General features: G+C 54.6%; 16 protein-coding genes and 1 pseudogene. 7 read left to right on the plus strand and 10 right to left on the minus strand.

The features are described from left to right. Window positions 1–278: 278 nt before the first annotated feature. Window positions 279–1172, minus strand: coding sequence for a LysR family transcriptional regulator (locus ACL2XF_RS21035; protein WP_413721718.1), 894 nt, complete (start codon window positions 1170–1172; stop codon window positions 279–281). A gap of 96 nt (window positions 1173–1268) precedes the next feature. Between ACL2XF_RS21035 and ACL2XF_RS21040 the strand changes: the two genes are divergently transcribed. After that, window positions 1269–2129 (plus strand): aldo/keto reductase family oxidoreductase, encoded by an 861-nt coding sequence (locus ACL2XF_RS21040; RefSeq protein WP_410012925.1) that lies wholly within the window; start codon window positions 1269–1271, stop codon window positions 2127–2129. 148 nt (window positions 2130–2277) lie between these two features. Here the strand turns inward: ACL2XF_RS21040 and ACL2XF_RS21045 are convergent, their stop codons facing one another. The 3 genes and pseudogenes from ACL2XF_RS21045 to ACL2XF_RS21055 all read right to left on the minus strand — a co-directional run bounded on the left by ACL2XF_RS21045 (window position 2278) and on the right by ACL2XF_RS21055 (window position 4892). After that, a complete protein-coding gene (locus tag ACL2XF_RS21045) occupies window positions 2278–2643 on the minus strand; it encodes a hypothetical protein (RefSeq protein ID WP_413727477.1) in 366 nt (121 codons plus the stop codon). A gap of 450 nt (window positions 2644–3093) precedes the next feature. After that, a pseudogene (locus ACL2XF_RS21050) lies at window positions 3094–3999 on the minus strand (Rpn family recombination-promoting nuclease/putative transposase). Between the two features lie 293 nt (window positions 4000–4292). Continuing rightward, entirely contained in the window at window positions 4293–4892 is a 600-nt protein-coding gene (locus tag ACL2XF_RS21055) for a LysE family translocator (protein ID WP_410012928.1), read from the minus strand. A 108-nt stretch (window positions 4893–5000) separates the two neighbouring features. On the opposite strand from ACL2XF_RS21055, the gene ACL2XF_RS21060 reads away from it, so the two are divergent. Next, on the plus strand, window positions 5001–5867 hold the full coding sequence (locus tag ACL2XF_RS21060) for a LysR substrate-binding domain-containing protein (RefSeq protein ID WP_410012929.1): 867 nt from the start codon (window positions 5001–5003) through the stop codon (window positions 5865–5867). 60 nt (window positions 5868–5927) lie between these two features. Here ACL2XF_RS21060 and ACL2XF_RS21065 read toward each other — a convergent pair whose 3' ends face one another. From ACL2XF_RS21065 to rpmH, 6 genes are all read right to left on the minus strand, one after another. Further along, window positions 5928–6212 (minus strand): CopG family transcriptional regulator, encoded by a 285-nt coding sequence (locus ACL2XF_RS21065; protein WP_410012930.1) that lies wholly within the window; start codon window positions 6210–6212, stop codon window positions 5928–5930. A gap of 16 nt (window positions 6213–6228) precedes the next feature. Then, window positions 6229–7593: a tRNA uridine-5-carboxymethylaminomethyl(34) synthesis GTPase MnmE gene (gene mnmE / locus ACL2XF_RS21070; RefSeq protein ID WP_413721714.1), complete on the minus strand. Its 1365-nt coding sequence runs from the start codon at window positions 7591–7593 to the stop codon at window positions 6229–6231. 95 nt (window positions 7594–7688) lie between these two features. After that, a complete protein-coding gene (gene yidC / locus ACL2XF_RS21075) occupies window positions 7689–9335 on the minus strand; it encodes a membrane protein insertase YidC (protein WP_410012932.1) in 1647 nt (548 codons plus the stop codon). A gap of 2 nt (window positions 9336–9337) precedes the next feature. Further along, window positions 9338–9595, minus strand: a complete 258-nt coding sequence (gene yidD, locus ACL2XF_RS21080; protein ID WP_410012933.1) for a membrane protein insertion efficiency factor YidD — start codon at window positions 9593–9595, stop codon at window positions 9338–9340. Then, window positions 9559–9918, minus strand: coding sequence for a ribonuclease P protein component (rnpA, locus tag ACL2XF_RS21085; protein WP_162368594.1), 360 nt, complete (start codon window positions 9916–9918; stop codon window positions 9559–9561). The genes yidD and rnpA overlap by 37 nt, the downstream gene beginning before the upstream one ends. Window positions 9919–9935: 17 nt before the next feature. Further along, window positions 9936–10079, minus strand: coding sequence for a 50S ribosomal protein L34 (rpmH, locus tag ACL2XF_RS21090; protein ID WP_162368595.1), 144 nt, complete (start codon window positions 10077–10079; stop codon window positions 9936–9938). 644 nt (window positions 10080–10723) lie between these two features. On the opposite strand from rpmH, the gene dnaA reads away from it, so the two are divergent. The 5 genes from dnaA to ACL2XF_RS21115 all read left to right on the plus strand — a co-directional run bounded on the left by dnaA (window position 10724) and on the right by ACL2XF_RS21115 (window position 18788). Then, window positions 10724–12118 carry a chromosomal replication initiator protein DnaA gene (gene dnaA, locus ACL2XF_RS21095; RefSeq protein ID WP_413721713.1) on the plus strand — a complete coding sequence of 465 codons (1395 nt, stop codon included), beginning with the start codon at window positions 10724–10726 and terminating at the stop codon, window positions 12116–12118. A 3-nt stretch (window positions 12119–12121) separates the two neighbouring features. After that, window positions 12122–13222: a DNA polymerase III subunit beta gene (gene dnaN / locus ACL2XF_RS21100; protein ID WP_410012935.1), complete on the plus strand. Its 1101-nt coding sequence runs from the start codon at window positions 12122–12124 to the stop codon at window positions 13220–13222. A 24-nt stretch (window positions 13223–13246) separates the two neighbouring features. Further along, a complete protein-coding gene (gene recF / locus ACL2XF_RS21105; RefSeq protein ID WP_410012936.1) occupies window positions 13247–14341 on the plus strand; it encodes a DNA replication/repair protein RecF in 1095 nt (364 codons plus the stop codon). A gap of 18 nt (window positions 14342–14359) precedes the next feature. Next, window positions 14360–16774 carry a DNA topoisomerase (ATP-hydrolyzing) subunit B gene (gene gyrB / locus ACL2XF_RS21110; RefSeq protein ID WP_410012937.1) on the plus strand — a complete coding sequence of 805 codons (2415 nt, stop codon included), beginning with the start codon at window positions 14360–14362 and terminating at the stop codon, window positions 16772–16774. Window positions 16775–17072: 298 nt separating this feature from the next. After that, window positions 17073–18788 carry an ankyrin repeat domain-containing protein gene (locus tag ACL2XF_RS21115; protein WP_413727478.1) on the plus strand — a complete coding sequence of 572 codons (1716 nt, stop codon included), beginning with the start codon at window positions 17073–17075 and terminating at the stop codon, window positions 18786–18788. Window positions 18789–18814 lie beyond the last annotated feature (26 nt).

Below are 18814 nucleotides of genomic sequence, written 5' to 3' on the forward strand. Positions count from 1 at the left end.
TTGGGTAGTAAAAAGGCGATGAAAAGTAACCTAATAATAACAGCCTCATGCCGTTATCAATGAGAGATCGGTCAGCTTATTAACAGGAGTGTAATAATTAATTGGCCGGATATTTTTCGGTGAGCCTGGTTGAACGGGGACGGTGCTTGCCGGTAAAAGCACAATTAATATTAAATGGGCGGCTGTTTATTAAATAAATTTATTCTTTAGTCTCTTAAATATCAATTTTTATTAATTAATGGTCTGACTTATTATGTCGCTATATAGAGTTACTGTTGCTACTCGCGAATAAAATCAATAAAGGCGCGCAGCGGCGCCGGCACCAGCCGCCGGTCCGGGTAATACAGATAAGGACCGGAGAAATCCGTCCACCAGGATTCCAGTATCGGCTCCAGCGCGCCGCTGGCGAGATGGGGACGCAGCCACTCTTCGAACAGCTGGATCACCCCGATGCCCGCCACCGCCGCTTCCACCGCCAGATCCACCGCCGCCCCTACGCTTACGATAAGCGGTCCCGAGGGCTGCACCCTGACCCTCTCGCCATCTTTGGCAAATTCCCATTCCGGCATGATGCCGCTGGCATATTTACCGCGCAGGCACGCGTGGCGCAGCAGGTCCCGGGGATGCGCCGGCCGGCCCCGGCGGTCAAGGTAGCCGGGCGCCGCGGCGACGGCAAAACGCTGTCGCCTGGGGCCGATGGGGACGGCAATCATATCCTGCTCCAGCTTTTCGTCGTAGCGTATGCCCGCGTCGCAGCCGGCGGAAAAGATATCCACCACATTGCTGTCTGCCATTATTTCGAGCTGTATTTCAGGATATCGGGCCAGAAACGCCGGGATGATGCCGGGTAAGACCAAACGCACCGCGCTGACGGGCACATTCAACCGCAGGGTGCCGCTGGGGGTATCGCGAAAGGCGTTGACGGCATCAAGCGCCGATTCCACTTCGTTCATTGCCGGCAGCAACCGATCCAATAACATCTTTCCGGCGGCGGTCAGCGCCACGGAACGGGTAGTGCGATTAAACAACCGCACGCCGAGCTGCTGCTCGGCGCGGCGCACGGCATCGCTCAGGCGCGAGGGATTGCTGTTGATGGCCCGGGCCGCTTCCCGGAAACCGCCGGCTTTGGCCACTGCCATTACCGCGTTCAGCAGCCCAAGATCGATTTGCATTGTCCAGAATCCCGCACAGCCCGTCTCTATTTAACCCTATAGTCGCACAGGACCGCAGCGCCTACAATGGTGGATATATTGCACAGGAGAGCCACTATGACAAACAACAACACCGCCGCCGGCACTTATCAACTCGGCCACCGCCAGGTCAACCGTATCGGCTATGGGGCCATGCAACTGGCGGGGCCGGGCGTATTCGGCCCACCCAAGGATCCCGCCATGTGCCTGCGCGTGCTGCAAGACGCGGTGGCCGCCGGCGTCAACCATATTGATACCTCCGATTTTTATGGGCCGCACATCACCAACCGGCTGATCAAAGACGCGCTCCACCCCTATGCCGCCGATCTGTGTATTGTTACCAAGGTAGGCGCGCGCCGGGATGACAAGGGGGGTTGGCACCCGGCCTCTTCAAAGGAAGAGCTCACTCAAGCGGTCGAAGATAACCTGCGTCATCTTGGGCTGGATGTGATCGAGGTGGTCAACCTGCGCAGTATGCTGGATATTCAGCATCCGGTGGAAGGCTCCCTGGAAGCGCCGCTTACCGCGCTGGCCGAGTTAAAGCAGCGCGGCCTGATTCGCCATATCGGCCTGAGTAACGTCACGCCAACGCAGATAGACGATGCCCGGAAGATCACCCCCATCGCCTGTGTACAGAATTTCTATAATCTCGCTAATCGCCAGGACGACGCCCTCATTGATACGCTTGCCGCCCAGGGTATTCCCCTGGTGCCGTTTTTCCCGCTGGGCGGATTTTCGCCGCTGCAATCCGGGGCGCTCAATGATGTCGCGCGCCGGCTGAATGCCACCCCCATGCAGGTGGCTTTGGCCTGGCTGTTGCAACGCTCGCCGAATATTTTGCTGATCCCCGGCACGTCGTCGCCGGCGCATCTGCGGGAAAATCTGGCGGCGGCCGAAGTGCGGCTATCGGCGGAAGATGTCGCGCTGCTGGAGCAGTAGGGCGGTCGGCGGCTAAACGCGGCTTGTGCTTAGTTTGCTACTGGATAGGTCGTGGGGCGTTTTCACGTTATTGAGCCGCCATGATAAGTTGTATCAAGAGGCAGCGGCAGACTGCTGGCGGCATGTTCCCGGGGCGGAAATGTCGCTTTTATGCCCCGGCGTCCGCCAGGGCATCAAGCTCGGCGTCGCCCAAGCCGGTAACCTGTGATACCGTGGCCCGATCCAGGCCCATGGCCAGCATATTACGGGCGATTTCTTTATCTCGCTCGTTGCGTCCTTTCAATTTCCAGTGCTCTGCGATGGTCATCATCTCCTCCTTGTAGCGTGGCGTATTTCTTCCCAGATTACGGAAAAAAATCTCCGGGTCAAGGCTATTCGCTTCTTGCGCCAGGTAGTGCATCAGGCATACCACCAGCTCTTTGCCGGGAGGCGTCAACTCCAGCAATAAGGCGATATCCCGCAGCCGAAGGTTAATATCCCTGTCCCGGATATGCTTTTGTACATACTCCAGCAACGCCGCTTTACGGTGGGTTTTGATTTCATCGGCGTACTGTAGCGGTGTTATGGTATACAGGATATAAACGCTATTCCGGGGGGAGGGAGGCCGATATCAATTTGGGGGGAGGTGCGCATTTTAATGGAACGCACTTGTTTGTGTCGTTTTATCCTTAAAGCTAATAAGTTTACACCAGCAAAGTAACAGTAGGTTGTTATTAGGAATTTGATATCCGTATTACATTGAAATTTTTTCATCAATCATTGCGTGCTGTTTACGCAGCGTTATTTTCAGCAAAGGGTATTTAAAAAAAGCACAATCCCTCGAATTAAAATACTGCATATTGATTATTCTTAAATTATAGTCCCAGAGTGGCATTACAAACCTTGTGTTGTTTAGTAAGGCCGCTGGGACTTGTTTATCCCATTAGGATTTTCTACGCTTATGTCCGGCTTAGGGTTTTCATTGTTATGCCGCTGAATCCACCAGGGCATCAAGTTCCGCGTCGCCCAAGCCGGTAACCTGTGATACCGTGGCCCGATCCAGGCCCATGGCCAGCATGTTACGGGCGATTTCTTTATCTCGCTCGCTGCGTCCTTCATTTCGTCCTTCCTGTCGTCCTTTCAATACCCAGTGCTCTGCGATGGTCATCATCTCCTCCTTGTAGCGTGGCGTATCTCTTCCCAGATTACGGAAAAAAATCTCCGGGTCAAGGCTATTCGCTTATTGCGCCAGGTAGTGCATCAGGCATACCACCAGCTCTTTGCCGGGAGGCGTCAACTCCAGCAATAAGGCGATATCCCGCAGCCGAAGGTTAATATCCCTGTCCCGGATATGCTTTTGCACATACTCCAGCAACGCCGCTTTACGGTGGGTTTTGATTTCATCGTCGGGGATAACCGTCACATCCACCAGGGGAAACGGCTGACAATACAGCGCCTGCGCCAACGCCGGGTCGTGAAAGCCGTCCAGCCAGCGGGTGCTGTAGGGATAGGGGCTGCGGGTCCCGTGGTAGAACAACAGCGGTATCACCAGCGGCAGCGTGTTATTGCCCTGGGCAAGGTGGCGGTGCATCGCCGCCACGCTATAGCGCAGAAGGCGAAACGCCATCATCTCATCGGCGCTGGATTGATGCTTAATCAGGCAATAGATATACCCCGCTCCCGCCGTGGTACGCAGGCTGTAAAGGATATCGCAGCACTGTGTGCTCATGTCGTCCTCGATAAAGGTGCCGGAGGTGATGGCCAGCGTCCCTAAGTCGCACATTTCCCGCAGCGCCGGCGGCAAATGTATGTGCAGGAAATCGGTTACGACGCCGATATCGCTAAAAAATTGCCTGAATAACGAATCATGGGGTGTGGGGAATGTTTTCATCGGCGTACTGTAGCGGCGTTATGGTATACAGGATATAAACGCCATTGCGGGGGGAGGGAGGCCGATATCAATTTGTGGGGAGGTGCGCATTTTAATGAAACGTCTATGCGCGCGCTCCTGTATGTTTGATAATTATTTTTTAAATTAATGCGATAATGCCATTATTTAATAGCTGACTTTCGTCGTTCGATCGGCTTTTTTGATTTTAGTGGGTTTGTCATTTCTTCATCGGTAACACAGACAGTGTTATTCCGCTCGTGTTTTGCCGCGCCGCTCAAGGCGAAGAGTATTATTCATTCTAGCCACATCGGAATAATGGACACAGCGAGCAGAATGCCCAATAAAGCGTTGAGCGCATGCCATTGCGTATCTGTCCGAAGCAGGCGGGCGAGTAGCAAGCCGGCGATGCACCAAAGGGACAGGGAAAGGATCGCCGCCAGCCCGAACGAACCTCCGAGGGTGAGGGCGAGATGAATTGGCCCGGCCGCCAGCGAGGCGAAGGAGGCGGCGGCGCCTAAGGTCATCGCCCAGCCTTTCGGGTTGTGCCAGACCAGCCAGACCGCGCCGAAGAATCCCGTGGGCCTGGCAATGTTCGAATGCAGGTGTGGCGGGCCGCTGCGCGCCATTTTCCATGCGAGCCATAACAGGTAAAGGGTGCCGACGAGCTTCATGGCAAGCTGGAGAGATGGAAACGCCAAAATAACGCTTCCTAGTCCGGCAGCGGCACCGGCGGCCATGGCGGCAAGACCCACCGCGATCCCGCACATCAATGGCAAGGAGCGGCGATAGCCAAAATGGGCGCCGGACGCGGTAGCTAACGTCGTGGCGCCGCCCGGCGTTATCGTCGAGACCATGACAAACAGAACCAATGGCAGAAACTCAGCGATGGACATGCAATTCTCCCCACGCATCTCAAACGTATTGGGGAACTCTATCGCGGCGCCATGCATAATTGAATCTCATATTGTGCATGGCATGCATTACAAGTCATAATGCATGCCATGGCTCGCAATCTCGATATCGTTCTACTTCGCACCTTCGTCGCCGTCGCCGATCACGCCAGCATGACAGCGGCCGGTAATGCTTTGCATCTTACGCAGAGCGCGGTCAGCCAGCAGATTGCCCGGCTGGAGGACTTATCCGGCGCATTATTTATACGTCAGAACAGAGCTCTTCGCCTGACCTCAAACGGAGAGCGGTTCTTGGCAAAGGCAAGGCGCCTTATCACTTTGAATGACGAGCTGTGGGCCGAGATGGCGGAAGGACCCATAGATGGCCTCGTCCGCCTTGGCGCGCCTTATGATCTGGTCGGAACCTGGCTACCTCCGATCCTGAAGGCTTTTTCGCAAGCGTATCCGCAGGTGGATATCAAACTTGTTTGTCTTGCTTCCCCTGAACTGTTGACCGCCATTACTGATGGCGCAATAGATCTCGCCCTGATCGAGGAGCCGGTCGGGACGTCGGGGGGAGAATGCCTGGCGGTGGATCGTCTGGTCTGGGTCGGCGCGAAGGGCGGCGCGGCGTATCTGAAGAACCCGCTTCCGGTTTCCATGGTCGCGGAAACCTGCGCTTTTCGCCCCGTTGTTTTGCAGGCGCTCAGCGCATGCGATCTTGCCTGGCGAACGATGTTCGAGAGCGGCAGCATTGATGCGACACGGGCCACTGTTCAGGCTGATTTGGCGGTAACGGTGTGGCTGGCCTCGACCGTTCCGAACGATCTCAGCATCCTGCCCTTTGGCGAGAACCTGCCCAAACTTCCCCCGTTCGCCATTAATCTTTACCACGCGAAAGGACAGCTTCCACGTGCAGTGAGCGAACTCGCGCAGCAAATACGCCATAGCGTGGGCGTCCCCTCTTACAGAAGCTAAAAAATGTATATGCAATTGATTTAAAAGTTTATTTTCGGGTAATAAACTTACGGCGGCGAATTAACGGGGTTGCGGTTCGCTCTGCGATGATGAGTTGTGGCATTCAGGACTATCCTTGCCCGCTTCTATTCCCCAATCACGCAGCCAGGCGTTGATTTCATCACCGGTCAGATGCAAACCGCTCTCCTGGTAGTGATGCCAAGAGTCGATGGCTTCCCGCTTAAAACTCTCGCGTGCATCCGCCCACTCTTTGACACGCGTTTTAAGCCTGTCGTCGATTTTGAGAGGGATAGCGGGTGTTGACATGATGGCGTCCAACAAAGCAAAAGATGTTATTTTTTCCAAGATTACCTTTCCGTTCTCACTTCCCGATACAAAAACTCGAAAATATCCTCCCCAGCAAATCATCCGAGCTGAATTCCCCGGTAATTTCGCTCAGCGCCTGCTGCGCCAGCCGCAGTTCTTCCGCCAGCAACTCCCCCGCGTAAGCACTTACTAACTGTTCTTTACCCTGTACCAGATGCGCGCCAGCGATATCCAGCGCCTGTAAATGCCGCCGCCTGGCCAGGAACCCGCCCTCAAGGCTGCCGTTAAAGCCCACGCTCTGCTGTAAATGCGCGCGCAGCAGATCAACGCCATCGCCGGACTGGGCGGAAAGGGTAATAAGTGAGTGGCCATTTACTTCGGTGATACCCGGTGCTTCACCGGTCAGGTCGGCCTTATTGCGGATTACCGTCAGCGGCATGGCCGGCGGAAGGCGGGCAATCAGTTCCGGCCACAGCTGGTCTGGGTCGTTAACGGCGGTGCGGGCGCCGTCCACCATCAGCAATACGTGGTCGGCCTGCTCGATTTCCCGCCAGGCGCGTTCAATGCCGATGCGCTCCACTTCGTCGCCGGCTTCGCGCAGGCCGGCGGTGTCGATAATATGCAGCGGCATGCCGTTGAGCAGGATATGTTCGCGCAGCACGTCGCGGGTAGTGCCGGCGATGGCGGTGACGATAGCCGCCTCGCGCCCGGCCAGGGCGTTCAGCAGGCTGGATTTGCCGGCGTTGGGCCGCCCCGCGATGACGACCTTCATGCCCTCGCGCAGCAGGCTGCCCTGGCGGGCCTCTGAGCGTACCTGGCGCAGGTCGTCCATGACGCGGTTAAGGCTGCCTTCGATTTTGCCATCGGAAAGGAAATCAATTTCCTCATCCGGGAAGTCGATGGCCGCTTCGACGTAGATGCGCAAGTTAGTAAGTGCTTCCACCAAATGATGTACGCGCTGGGAAAATACGCCCTGTAATGAGTTTACCGCCGAACGGGCCGCCTGCTCGGAGCTGGCGTCGATTAAGTCGGCAATGGCCTCGGCCTGGGCCAGATCCAGCTTATCATTGAGAAACGCGCGCTCGGAGAACTCTCCCGGACGGGCGATACGCAGCCCTGGCAGGGCCAGGATGCGTTTTAACAGCATATCCAGTATTACCGGGCCGCCGTGGCCCTGCAGCTCCAGCACGTCCTCGCCGGTGAAGGAATGGGGGCCGGGAAAAAACAGTGCGATGCCCTGGTCCAGCGTGGTGCCGTCCACCGCGCGAAACGGCAGGTAATCGGCATAACGGGGCTTGGGCAACGTGCCGAGCACCTGGCGCGCCACCTCCGCGGCCATGGGCCCGGAAACGCGCAGCATGCCTACCCCGCCGCGTCCGGGCGGCGTCGCTTGGGCAACGATGGTATCCATTTGGCTCATACTGTTCTCTCTTCGCGCCGCTGGCGCGCTTAAAAAAACCAAGGCGGTCAGATGACCGCCTTGGCAGGGTTTAGCGTCCGGAAAACCGACTGGGGTTATTTCTTTTTGTCCCGGCTGTGCAGGCCGCGTTTTTCCAGGCCGCGATAAATCAGCTGCTGCTGGATAATGGTCACCATGTTGCTGACGATATAGTACAGCACCAGGCCGGAGGGGAACCACAGGAAGAACACCGTAAAGATGACCGGCATGAAGGTCATCACTTTCTGCTGCATCGGATCGGCGACGGTGGTCGGCGACATCTTCTGAATGAAGAACATCGTGATGCCCATCAGGATCGGCAGGATATAGTACGGGTCCTGGGCGGACAGGTCTTGTATCCACAGGATAAACGGCGCGCCGCGCAGCTCGATGGAGCCCATCAGCATATAGTACAGCGCCAGGAATATCGGCATCTGCACCACCAGCGGCAGGCAGCCGCCCAGCGGATTGACCTTCTCGGATTTATACAGCGCCATCATTTCCTGGCTCATGCGCTGCTTATCGTCGCCGATTTTCTCGCGCATGGCCGCCAGCTTCGGCTGCAGCATGCGCATCTTCGCCATGGAGGTGTACTGCGCCTTGGTCAGCGGGTACATGATGCCACGGACGATAAAGGTGATGACGATGATCGAGAAGCCCCAGTTACCCACATAGCTGTGGATAAACTTCAGCAGCTTAAACAGCGGCTGGCTGATAAACCACAGCCAGCCGTAGTCCACGGTCAAATCCAGATGCGGGGCGATGGCCGCCATCTTGTCCTGGATTTCGGGGCCGACCCATAACGTGGCGTCCAGGGTGCTTTCACCGCCCGGGGCAACGGTGACCGGCGAGGATTTAAACCCCACCGCGGCCTGGCCGTTATCCATATGGGTGGTAAAAAACGTATTGGTGCCCTGGGTGCCCGGGATCCAGGCGGTGGCGAAATATTGTTGCAGCATGGCTACCCAGCCGCCCTGGGTATTGATGCTCAGCGGCCCGTCTTTAATATCGCTGAAGCTGTATTTCTTATATTTGGTGTCGCTGGACGAGTAGGCCGCGCCGCGATAGGTGTGCAGGGCAAAGTTGCTGCTGCCGGTATCGCGATGCTTGGGTAAATCGACGGATTGCTTCAGCTGGCCGAACAGGGCCAGTTCAAGCGGCTTATCGCCGGTGTTCTTAACAGCGTACTCGACGCCCACCGCGTAGTCGCCCCGTTTCAGGATAAAGGTCTTGGTGTACACCACGCCGTCGGCGCCGGTGTAGGTCAGCGGCACGCGCAGCTCGCCCTGGTTATCGGCCAGCACATAGGTGTCCTGGTTGATGTTATACAGCGGGCGCTCGCCGTTGGCCGGGTTGTCCGGGCCGTTTTTGCCGGTCAGGCCGCTTTGCGCCTGGTAGACAAACTCGGGGGAGGTTTCCAGCAGGTGGAACGGCTGATCGGAACCCAGTTTATCCGGATAAGTCAGCAGATGGGCCTGCTCGATATCGCCGCCGCGGGTATTGATGGTCAGTGAAAGTACATCGGTTTTCACGTTGATCAGTTGCCCCTGCCCGCTGGCGGGTAGTCCCTGAGTTACTGCTGCGTCACCGGTTGCCGTGTTCGCTGTCTGTTGCGTTGTCGTGACGGCCTGCTGCTGCGGATTGTGGTCCGTCTGCCAGGTCTGCCAGATCATGAAAGACACGAACAGCAGAGCGATGACAAGAAGATTGCGTTGCGAATCCATCTTTAATGTTCTCTGTTATCGTTGGTTTTCGGCGGCACGGGGTCATCGCCACCTGGGTTCAAAGGATGGCATTTTAATACGCGTTTCAATGTCAACCAACTGCCTTTTAACATTCCGAACCGGCGTATCGCCTCAATACCGTACTGCGAGCAACTGGGCTGGAACCGGCAGTGAGATCCCAGCAACGGGCTGATAAACAGTTGATACCCGCGTATCAACCCGATTAACAACCAGGAGACTGGCGACAATGGCGGCGCCATAATTTTTCCAACGCTTCCGTCAAGGCATGGTTATCCAAATCCTGCACCCCTTTCTTGGCGATGACGACAAAATCCATGGCGGGCAGGGCGTGCTGGTGCGTCCGGAAACTTTCGCGGGTAAGCCGCTTGATCCGGTTGCGTTCATGGGCCCGTTTGACATGTTTTTTGGCGACCGTCAGACCGACGCGGGGATGCCCCAGCGTATTCAGGCGGCCGAGGATGGTGATTTGCGGCGTGCCGGCCCGTTGTGGCTGCTGGAAGACGAAAGTAAAATGATTGGGAGTTAACAACCGTAACTCCCTGGGAAATGCTAGCTTAACCACCGGGGGGGTTAGCTTTATTACTTAGAAGATACGGACAGACGTGTACGGCCTTTAGCACGACGACGTGCCAAAACCAGACGACCATTCTTCGTTGCCATACGAGTACGGAAACCGTGGGTACGGTTGCGTTTCAAGACGGACGGTTGGAAAGTGCGTTTCATAGCGATTTATACCTAACAAATGTGTGACTTCACAGTAAACGCGTTTGGCTACTCGGCGTGAAAAAGACCGACGCCTCAATCGCATCAAAGGACAAAGAGGCGGGGATTGTAATAATTGTACAGTCCTGAGTCAATTCTCATCACGTTTTACCCACCTGGATACCCGTGTCCATCCCGGCAACCCCGTCTGAAAATCAAACTTAACCAGACAAGCTGACCAGGTGTCACGCGTAGGGCTGAGAATTATACGGGTTCCGGGGCAAAGCGCAAGGATCTGCCGGGATCAAGCGCATTATTATTAGGATCCCGCGGCGGCGGGCAGTGGTCGGAAATCAGACTATGCTTAATTTCACTGATATAAGAGTTACATTTTATCCAGCGAATGGAGAATCGGTTACACTCTTTCGCGCCCCTGGGAGCCTGTGGATAAAAAGGATCAAAACTGTGTAGAAGAGGAGGATCTTGGACGCGCTTTGCGTTATGATCCGCAGTCCCTGACGGGGATCCTCCGGGGATTTCGTCGCGGTAAACCGTTAAAGGCGGTTCGCGGGCTGCCATCGCGGTAGCCGGTGTCAAAAAGATGATCCTGAATCATACAGTTGTGTTTCTTTTCTTTTGTTGATCTTGTTCGATTGGAGTCCGCCGTGTCACTTTCGCTTTGGCAGCAATGCCTTGCCCGACTACAGGATGAATTACCTGCCACAGAATTCAGTATGTGGATTCGCCCTTTGCAGGCGGAGCTCAACGACAACACGCTGGCGCTATATGCTCCGAATCGTTTTGTCCTGGATTGGGTGCGCGATAAATATCTGAATAATATCAATGGGTTGTTAAACGATTTTTGCGGCACCGATGCGCCTTTGCTGCGTTTTGAAGTCGGCAGCAAGCCGCCGTTATCGGTGGTGGTCGCCCATCAGCAGCCGGTCAACCATGCCAGCGAGGCGCCGGTGCAGGCGTCCCGTCCCAGGCCCGCGCGGCCAAGCTGGGACAGCTCGCCGGTGCAGCCTGAATTGTCCTACCGTTCAAATTTAAATCCGAAACATAATTTTGATAATTTCGTCGAGGGTAAATCCAACCAGCTGGCGCGCGCGGCGGCGCGGCAGGTGGCGGACAATCCCGGCGGCGCTTATAACCCGCTGTTTTTGTACGGCGGTACCGGCCTGGGCAAGACCCATCTGCTGCAGGCGGTGGGCAACGGCATCATGGCGCGTAAGGCCAATGCCCGGGTGGTGTATATGCATTCCGAGCGTTTTGTGCAGGATATGGTGAAGGCCCTGCAGAACAACGCCATTGAAGAATTTAAACGCTACTATCGCTCCGTCGACGCCCTGCTGATCGATGATATCCAGTTTTTTGCCAATAAAGAGCGTTCGCAGGAAGAGTTTTTCCATACCTTTAATGCGCTTTTGGAAGGTAATCAGCAAATCATCCTGACCTCCGATCGTTATCCCAAGGAGATCAACGGGGTGGAGGATCGTCTGAAATCACGTTTCGGTTGGGGTCTGACGGTCGCGATCGAACCGCCGGAGCTGGAGACCCGCGTGGCGATCCTGATGAAAAAAGCCGACGAGAACGATATCCGCCTGCCGGGGGAAGTGGCTTTTTTTATCGCCAAACGGCTACGCTCCAATGTGCGTGAGCTGGAGGGCGCGCTGAACCGGGTGATCGCCAACGCCAACTTTACCGGCCGCGCCATTACCATCGATTTTGTGCGCGAGGCGTTGCGCGATCTGCTGGCGCTGCAGGAAAAACTGGTCACCATCGATAATATCCAGAAAACCGTGGCGGAATATTATAAAATCAAGGTGGCCGATCTGCTGTCGAAGCGGCGATCCCGCTCCGTGGCGCGTCCGCGGCAGATGGCGATGGCGCTGTCGAAAGAGCTGACCAACCATAGCCTGCCGGAAATCGGCGACGCGTTCGGCGGACGCGATCATACGACGGTGCTGCATGCCTGCCGGAAAATCGAGCAGCTGCGTGAAGAGAGCCACGATATCAAAGAAGATTACTCCAACTTAATCAGAACATTATCTTCCTAAACTATGAAATTTATCGTTGAACGAGAGCATCTGCTTAAACCACTGCAACAGGTCAGCAGCCCGCTGGGCGGCCGTCCCACCCTGCCGATCCTGGGCAATTTGTTATTGCAGGTCGCCGAAGACAGTCTGTTGCTGACCGGCACCGACCTGGAAATGGAGATGGTGGCGAAAGTGGCCCTGTCCCAGCCCCATGAGCCGGGGGCGACCACCGTGCCGGCGCGGAAATTTTTTGATATCTGCCGCGGCCTGCCCGATGGGGCGGAGATCACGGTGATATTGGAAAGCGATCGCATGTTGATCCGCTCCGGGCGCAGCCGTTTTTCGCTGTCGACCCTGCCGGCGACCGATTTTCCCAATCTGGACGACTGGCAGAGCGATGTCGAATTCACCCTGCCCCAGTCCACGCTTAAGCGCCTGATTGAATCGACCCAGTTTTCCATGGCCCATCAGGATGTGCGCTATTACCTCAACGGCATGCTGTTTGAAACCGAAGGCGAAGAGTTGCGTACCGTGGCCACCGACGGCCATCGCCTGGCGGTGTGTTCGATGCCGGTCGGCCAGCAATTGCCCACCCATTCGGTGATCGTGCCGCGTAAAGGGGTCATGGAGCTGGTCAGGATGCTGGACGGCGGCGAAACGCCGCTGAAACTGCAGATAGGCACCAACAATATTCGCGCCAGCGTCGGTGATTATATTTTTACCTCCAAGCTGGTTGACGGACGCTTCCCGGATTATCGCCGCGTATTGCCGAAAAATCCCGATAAAACCCTGGAAGCGGGCTGCGATGTGCTTAAGCAGGCCTTCGCCCGCGCCGCCATTCTCTCCAACGAAAAATTCCGCGGCGTGCGGCTGTACCTCAGCACCGATCAGCTGAAAATTACCGCCAACAATCCCGAACAGGAAGAAGCCGAGGAAATCCTGGACGTTGTTTACCAGGGAACCGAGATGGAAATTGGTTTTAACGTCAGCTACGTACTGGATGTGCTTAACGCCCTGAAAAGCGAAAACGTCCGTTTATTGCTTACCGATGGAGTGTCCAGCGTGCAGATCGAAGACTGCGCCAGCCAGGCGGCAGCATATGTTGTTATGCCGATGCGTCTCTAGAGATGTGGTAAGGTAGTGTGTTAAATGGCCTTGTCCCGCCTGCTTATCCGTGATTTTCGTAATATCGAGTCCGCCGATCTGGCCCTGGCGGCCGATTTTAATTTTCTGGTCGGCGCCAACGGCAGCGGGAAGACCAGCGTGCTGGAAGCCATTTACACCCTCGGGCACGGCCGGGCGTTCCGCAGTTTGCAGATCGGGCGCGTTATCCGCCATGAGCAGCCGGAATTTACCCTCCATGGCCGCATTGACGGCAATACGGCGGACGACCGCCAATCCTCGGTGGGCTTAAGTAAAAGCCGCCAGGGCGATAGCCGGGTGCGCATCGACGGCAGCGACGGCCATAAAATCGCCGAACTGGCCCAACTGCTGCCGATGCAGCTGATTACTCCCGAAGGATTCACCCTGCTTAACGGGGGGCCGAAATACCGTCGCGCCTTTATGGACTGGGGGTGCTTTCATCACGATCCCGATTTTTTCAATGCCTGGAGCAACCTCAAGCGCCTGCTCCGGCAGCGGAATGCGGCGCTGCGCCAGGTCAGCCGGTACGCGCAGCTGCGCGCCTGGGATCAGGAACTGGTGCCCCTGACCGCCAGGATTAGCCAATGGCGCGCCGACTACAGCGCGGCGATAGCGGTGGATATCACCGCCACCTGCGCCCAGTTTTTGCCGGAGTTCCAGCTGGATTTCAGCTTCCAGCGCGGATGGGATCGCGAGAGCGATTACGGCGAGCTGCTGGAGCGTCAGTTTGAGCGCGATCGGGCCTTGACCTATACTGCATCCGGCCCGCATAAAGCGGACTTTCGCATTCGCGCCGACGGGGTGCCGGTGGAGGATATCCTCTCGCGCGGGCAGCTTAAATTATTGATGTGCGCCCTGCGTTTGGCGCAGGGCGAATTTCTCACCCGCCAGAGCGGGCGGCGGTGTCTCTACCTGATAGACGACTTCGCTTCCGAGCTGGATACCGGCCGGCGCCGGTTACTGGCGGAGCGCCTGAAAGCCACCCGGGCACAGGTGTTTGTCAGCGCGCTAAGCGCTGAACAAATCCGTGATATTACGGATGAAAAGGGCAGGATGTTCCAGGTGGAACAAGGTAAAATACGTATTCAATCCGAAGTTTAAAATGAGCGAGAAACGTTGATGTCGAATTCTTATGACTCCTCAAGTATCAAAGTACTCAAAGGACTGGACGCGGTGCGTAAACGCCCAGGGATGTACATCGGTGATACGGATGACGGCACCGGTCTGCACCATATGGTATTCGAGGTTGTGGATAACTCAATTGACGAAGCCCTCGCCGGCCATTGTAAAGAAATCGTGGTTACAATCCACGAAGATAACTCCGTATCGGTCCAGGATGACGGGCGTGGGATCCCCACCGGCATCCATGAAGAAGAAGGCATTTCCGCCGCAGAAGTGATCATGACCGTACTGCATGCCGGCGGTAAGTTCGATGATAACTCGTATAAAGTGTCGGGTGGATTGCACGGCGTGGGTATTTCCGTCGTCAACGCCCTGTCGGAAAAGCTGGAACTGGTGGTGCGGCGCGAAGGCCGCGTCCATGAGCAGACCTACCTGGGCGGGATTCCGCAGGCGCCGCTGGCGGTGGTCGGTGAAACCGACCAGACCGGCACCACCATCCGCTTCTGGCCGAGCTTCGCCACCTTTACCAATAACGTAGAATTTCAATATGAAATCCTGGCCAAGCGCCTGCGCGAACTGTCCTTCCTGAATTCCGGCGTGTCCATCCGCCTGAAGGACAAGCGTAACGATAAAGAAGATCACTTCCACTACCAGGGCGGCATCAAGGCGTTTGTGGAATACCTGAGCAAGAATAAAAACCCGATCCATCCCACCGTGTTTTATTTCTCCACGGAAAAAGACGGTATCGGCGTGGAAATCGCGCTGCAGTGGAACGATGGTTTCCAGGAAAACATTTATTGCTTCACCAACAATATCCCGCAGCGTGACGGCGGTACCCATCTGGTCGGCTTTCGCGCCGCCATGACCCGTACCCTGAATTCGTACATGGATAAAGAAGGCTACAGCAAAAAGGCCAAGGTCAGCGCCACCGGCGACGACGCCCGCGAAGGCCTGATTGCCGTGGTATCGGTGAAAGTGCCCGATCCTAAGTTCTCTTCCCAGACCAAGGACAAACTGGTGTCGTCGGAAGTGAAAACCGCGGTGGAAACCCAGATGAACGAGCGTCTGGTGGCCTATTTGCTGGAAAACCCCACCGACGCCAAAATCGTGGTGGGCAAGATCATCGACGCCGCGCGCGCCCGTGAAGCAGCCCGCAAAGCGCGTGAAATGACCCGCCGCAAAGGCGCGCTGGACCTGGCGGGCCTGCCGGGCAAGCTGGCGGATTGCCAGGAACGCGATCCGGCCTTATCAGAACTGTACCTGGTGGAAGGGGACTCGGCCGGCGGATCCGCCAAGCAGGGCCGTAACCGTAAAAACCAGGCGATTTTGCCGCTGAAGGGCAAGATCCTCAACGTCGAGAAAGCGCGCTTCGACAAGATGCTCTCCTCCCAGGAGGTGGCCACGCTGATTACCGCGCTGGGCTGCGGCATCGGCCGGGATGAATATAATCCCGATAAACTGCGCTATCACAATATCATCATCATGACCGATGCCGACGTCGACGGTTCCCATATCCGTACCCTGCTGCTGACGTTCTTCTATCGTCAGATGCCGGAAATCATCGAGCGCGGCCATGTGTTCATTGCCCAGCCGCCGTTGTATAAGGTGAAAAAAGGCAAGCAGGAACAGTACATCAAGGACGATGACGCCATGGACCAATACCAGATTGCCCTGGCGATGGACGGCGCGGCCCTGCATACCAACGAGCACGCTCCGTCGCTGGCCGGCGCGCCGCTGGAAAGCCTGGTGGCCGAACACTATGCGGTACAGAAAATGATTGGCCGCATGGAACGCCGCTACCCGCGCGCGCTGCTCAATCACCTGATTTACCAGCCTTCGCTCAATGAAGCGGATCTGGCCGACCGGGACCGCGTGACCGCCTGGATTGCCGCGCTGGTGGCGGATTTGAACCAGAACGAAAAGCACGGCAGCAACTACAGTTTTGAAGTTCGTGAAAACCGCGAGCGTCAGCAGTATGAGGCGGTGCTGCGCATCCGTACCCATGGCGTCGATACCGACTATGTGCTTGATTTTGAATTTGTCCATGGCGGCGAATACCGCAAGCTCTGCACCCTGGGTGAAAAACTGCGCGGCCTGGTGGAAGAAGACGCCTTTGTGGAACGCGGCGAACGCCGTTTGACGGTGACCACCTTTGAGCAGGCGCTGGAGTGGCTGGTGAAGGAATCCCGTCGCGGGCTGGCTATCCAGCGCTATAAAGGCCTGGGGGAAATGAACCCGGAGCAATTGTGGGAGACCACCATGGACCCCGAAAGCCGCCGTATGCTGCGTGTCACGGTCAAGGACGCCATTGCCGCCGACCTGCTGTTTACCACGCTGATGGGCGACGCGGTGGAACCACGCCGCGCCTTTATTGAAGAGAATGCCCTGAAGGCGGCCAATATCGATATCTGATATTATGCTAAAGATAAAATGCCCGTGCGCCTTTGGCTGCACGGGTTTTTTTTTGGCATCCGTTATATGCTGCGGTTGTTTTTTGTCTGGGCATTAAAGAATAAATAATATAACAACAACCTTAAAAGAAACAATCTGGGGTTCTATCACATCTTGTATTTACTATTAGTAACGCACATCATAATGAAACGGGTAAGATCTGCGTTTATCTCCAACCAGTCTAACCGTGTCAAATTAATTAAAAATGCATCATTTGTTTCGTTTCCGTTTAATTTAAAATGTCTCATCAGGAGAGCTTATGCAGGTTATAACAGCGTCTGTTTATTACCCCCCTTCCGCCTCTGAACACTCAGTCCTGGAACAGAATCACCCGATGGAAAGAATAATTTATACGGCGGAAAAATACGGTGGTTATGAAAATTTTGAAATGAGCGAATCGTTCAAGCACTATATTAAGCAAACCGAAAATGATTTAACCGCTATTGCGCAAGCTCTGGAATTGTGCGATCAAGTCCGTGTCGATATCATGAGCTTTTGCGAAAAATTAAATCATTATGAAAATTTCAGCGTTGAATCAAAAAAGCTTCTGTACATCAACCTTAACCAATGTTTGCTTAGTTTTAGACAGTTGAATCCCATTTTTTTTTCTACGGCTAACTCTCATATTTTAGACTTGTTTGGCGATATCTTTAAAAGTTTAAAAAAAAATCTCGGGGAAGTTTTGACCGCCATCTTACTTGCGGATTCGGCGATTGATGGCTTTAAAGCGGTTAGCGGGCATGTCTACGCCAGAAGGTGCGACATCATTAACACTGTGCTGGCACAACATGTCGAATGCTATCATAAGTATATTGATGATGCCAAAAGGGAGCAATACATTGATGCGTACAAGTATCATTTGACAAAGGCTAAATGGTTATATCAATTTTTATATAAAAATAACAATGTCGGTAAATATATTGAATCCGAGACGGCGCCTTATTTCTTGCCGTTGCTCGACCGACTTAACCGGGCAGTAGACATCGTCAGTGTTATTAAAGACATCGGCAACATGATACGCCGTAAGATAGAGGAGATCCTTAATGAGCCGGGGCATCACCTGGACGTCGGCGGCATGCGGTATTTTAGCGAGTGCGGTCATCAGGCGGTGGAAAAATTTGCGCAATTCTCGAGCCCGCCGGTCGATCTCAACACTGTCCTGGCGCGCAATGTGGATAACAACCGGCCCTTCTTACTTAAGGATGCCGATGCTCTTTATGGCGCTTTAGCGGAAGCGTTGGCAACGGAAAATAATAAAGAGATTGTATTTCATATTAAGCATGTGCTTACTACCGGTAGAATTATAGTAAAATCATTTAAAGGTTTTTTTTGGGTGGAGTACGAAAATGTCTTTAGAGGACCGTTAACCTTGGTGGTATTGTGTTCGGAAAAGATTCACGGCGTTTTAGACGACGATCTACTACGCTTTGCTATTATCAATACACCGTCGGAATTGCTGCTCAATAATTTTTGTTTAGACTGGTGCGGCGATCGTTACAGTGTTTTAAATGATTTTATGGAAGAAAATATTTTTGCGTTGTATAAATGGTATTTCATGAATGGCATTGTAAACCCTCTTAATAAAGATAAAAATGGCAATACCTTTCTTCATGCCGCCGTCTGCCATAATGACGATAATGCGTACGATTATGTGAAGGATAAACTTGATATTATTATAAATTGTAAAAATAACTTCGGCGTCACCGCCCTGATGCAGGCTGTGGTTAAGGGCGAAATCCAAATGGTATTGAAATTATTAGAATGTGAGGAAATTGATATACATATCGCCGAACAAAATGGCTTTACAGCATTAGGATTGGCGGTAAAAAACCAACACAAGGATATTATGGTGATATTACAAAGCCATTCTGTCACAGTGAATAGCCGGAAATGGGCGTTGAAATATGCGAGCAATGGAATATTCACTGCTAATGAACCCTCGGATATAGCCGCCAAGCGCAGGCAAATGCGTTAACCCACGGCGTTCGGCTTGATAAATTG

The organism is Sodalis sp. RH19 (assembly GCF_047324215.1).
Taxonomy (GTDB): Bacteria; Pseudomonadota; Gammaproteobacteria; order Enterobacterales; family Enterobacteriaceae; genus Acerihabitans.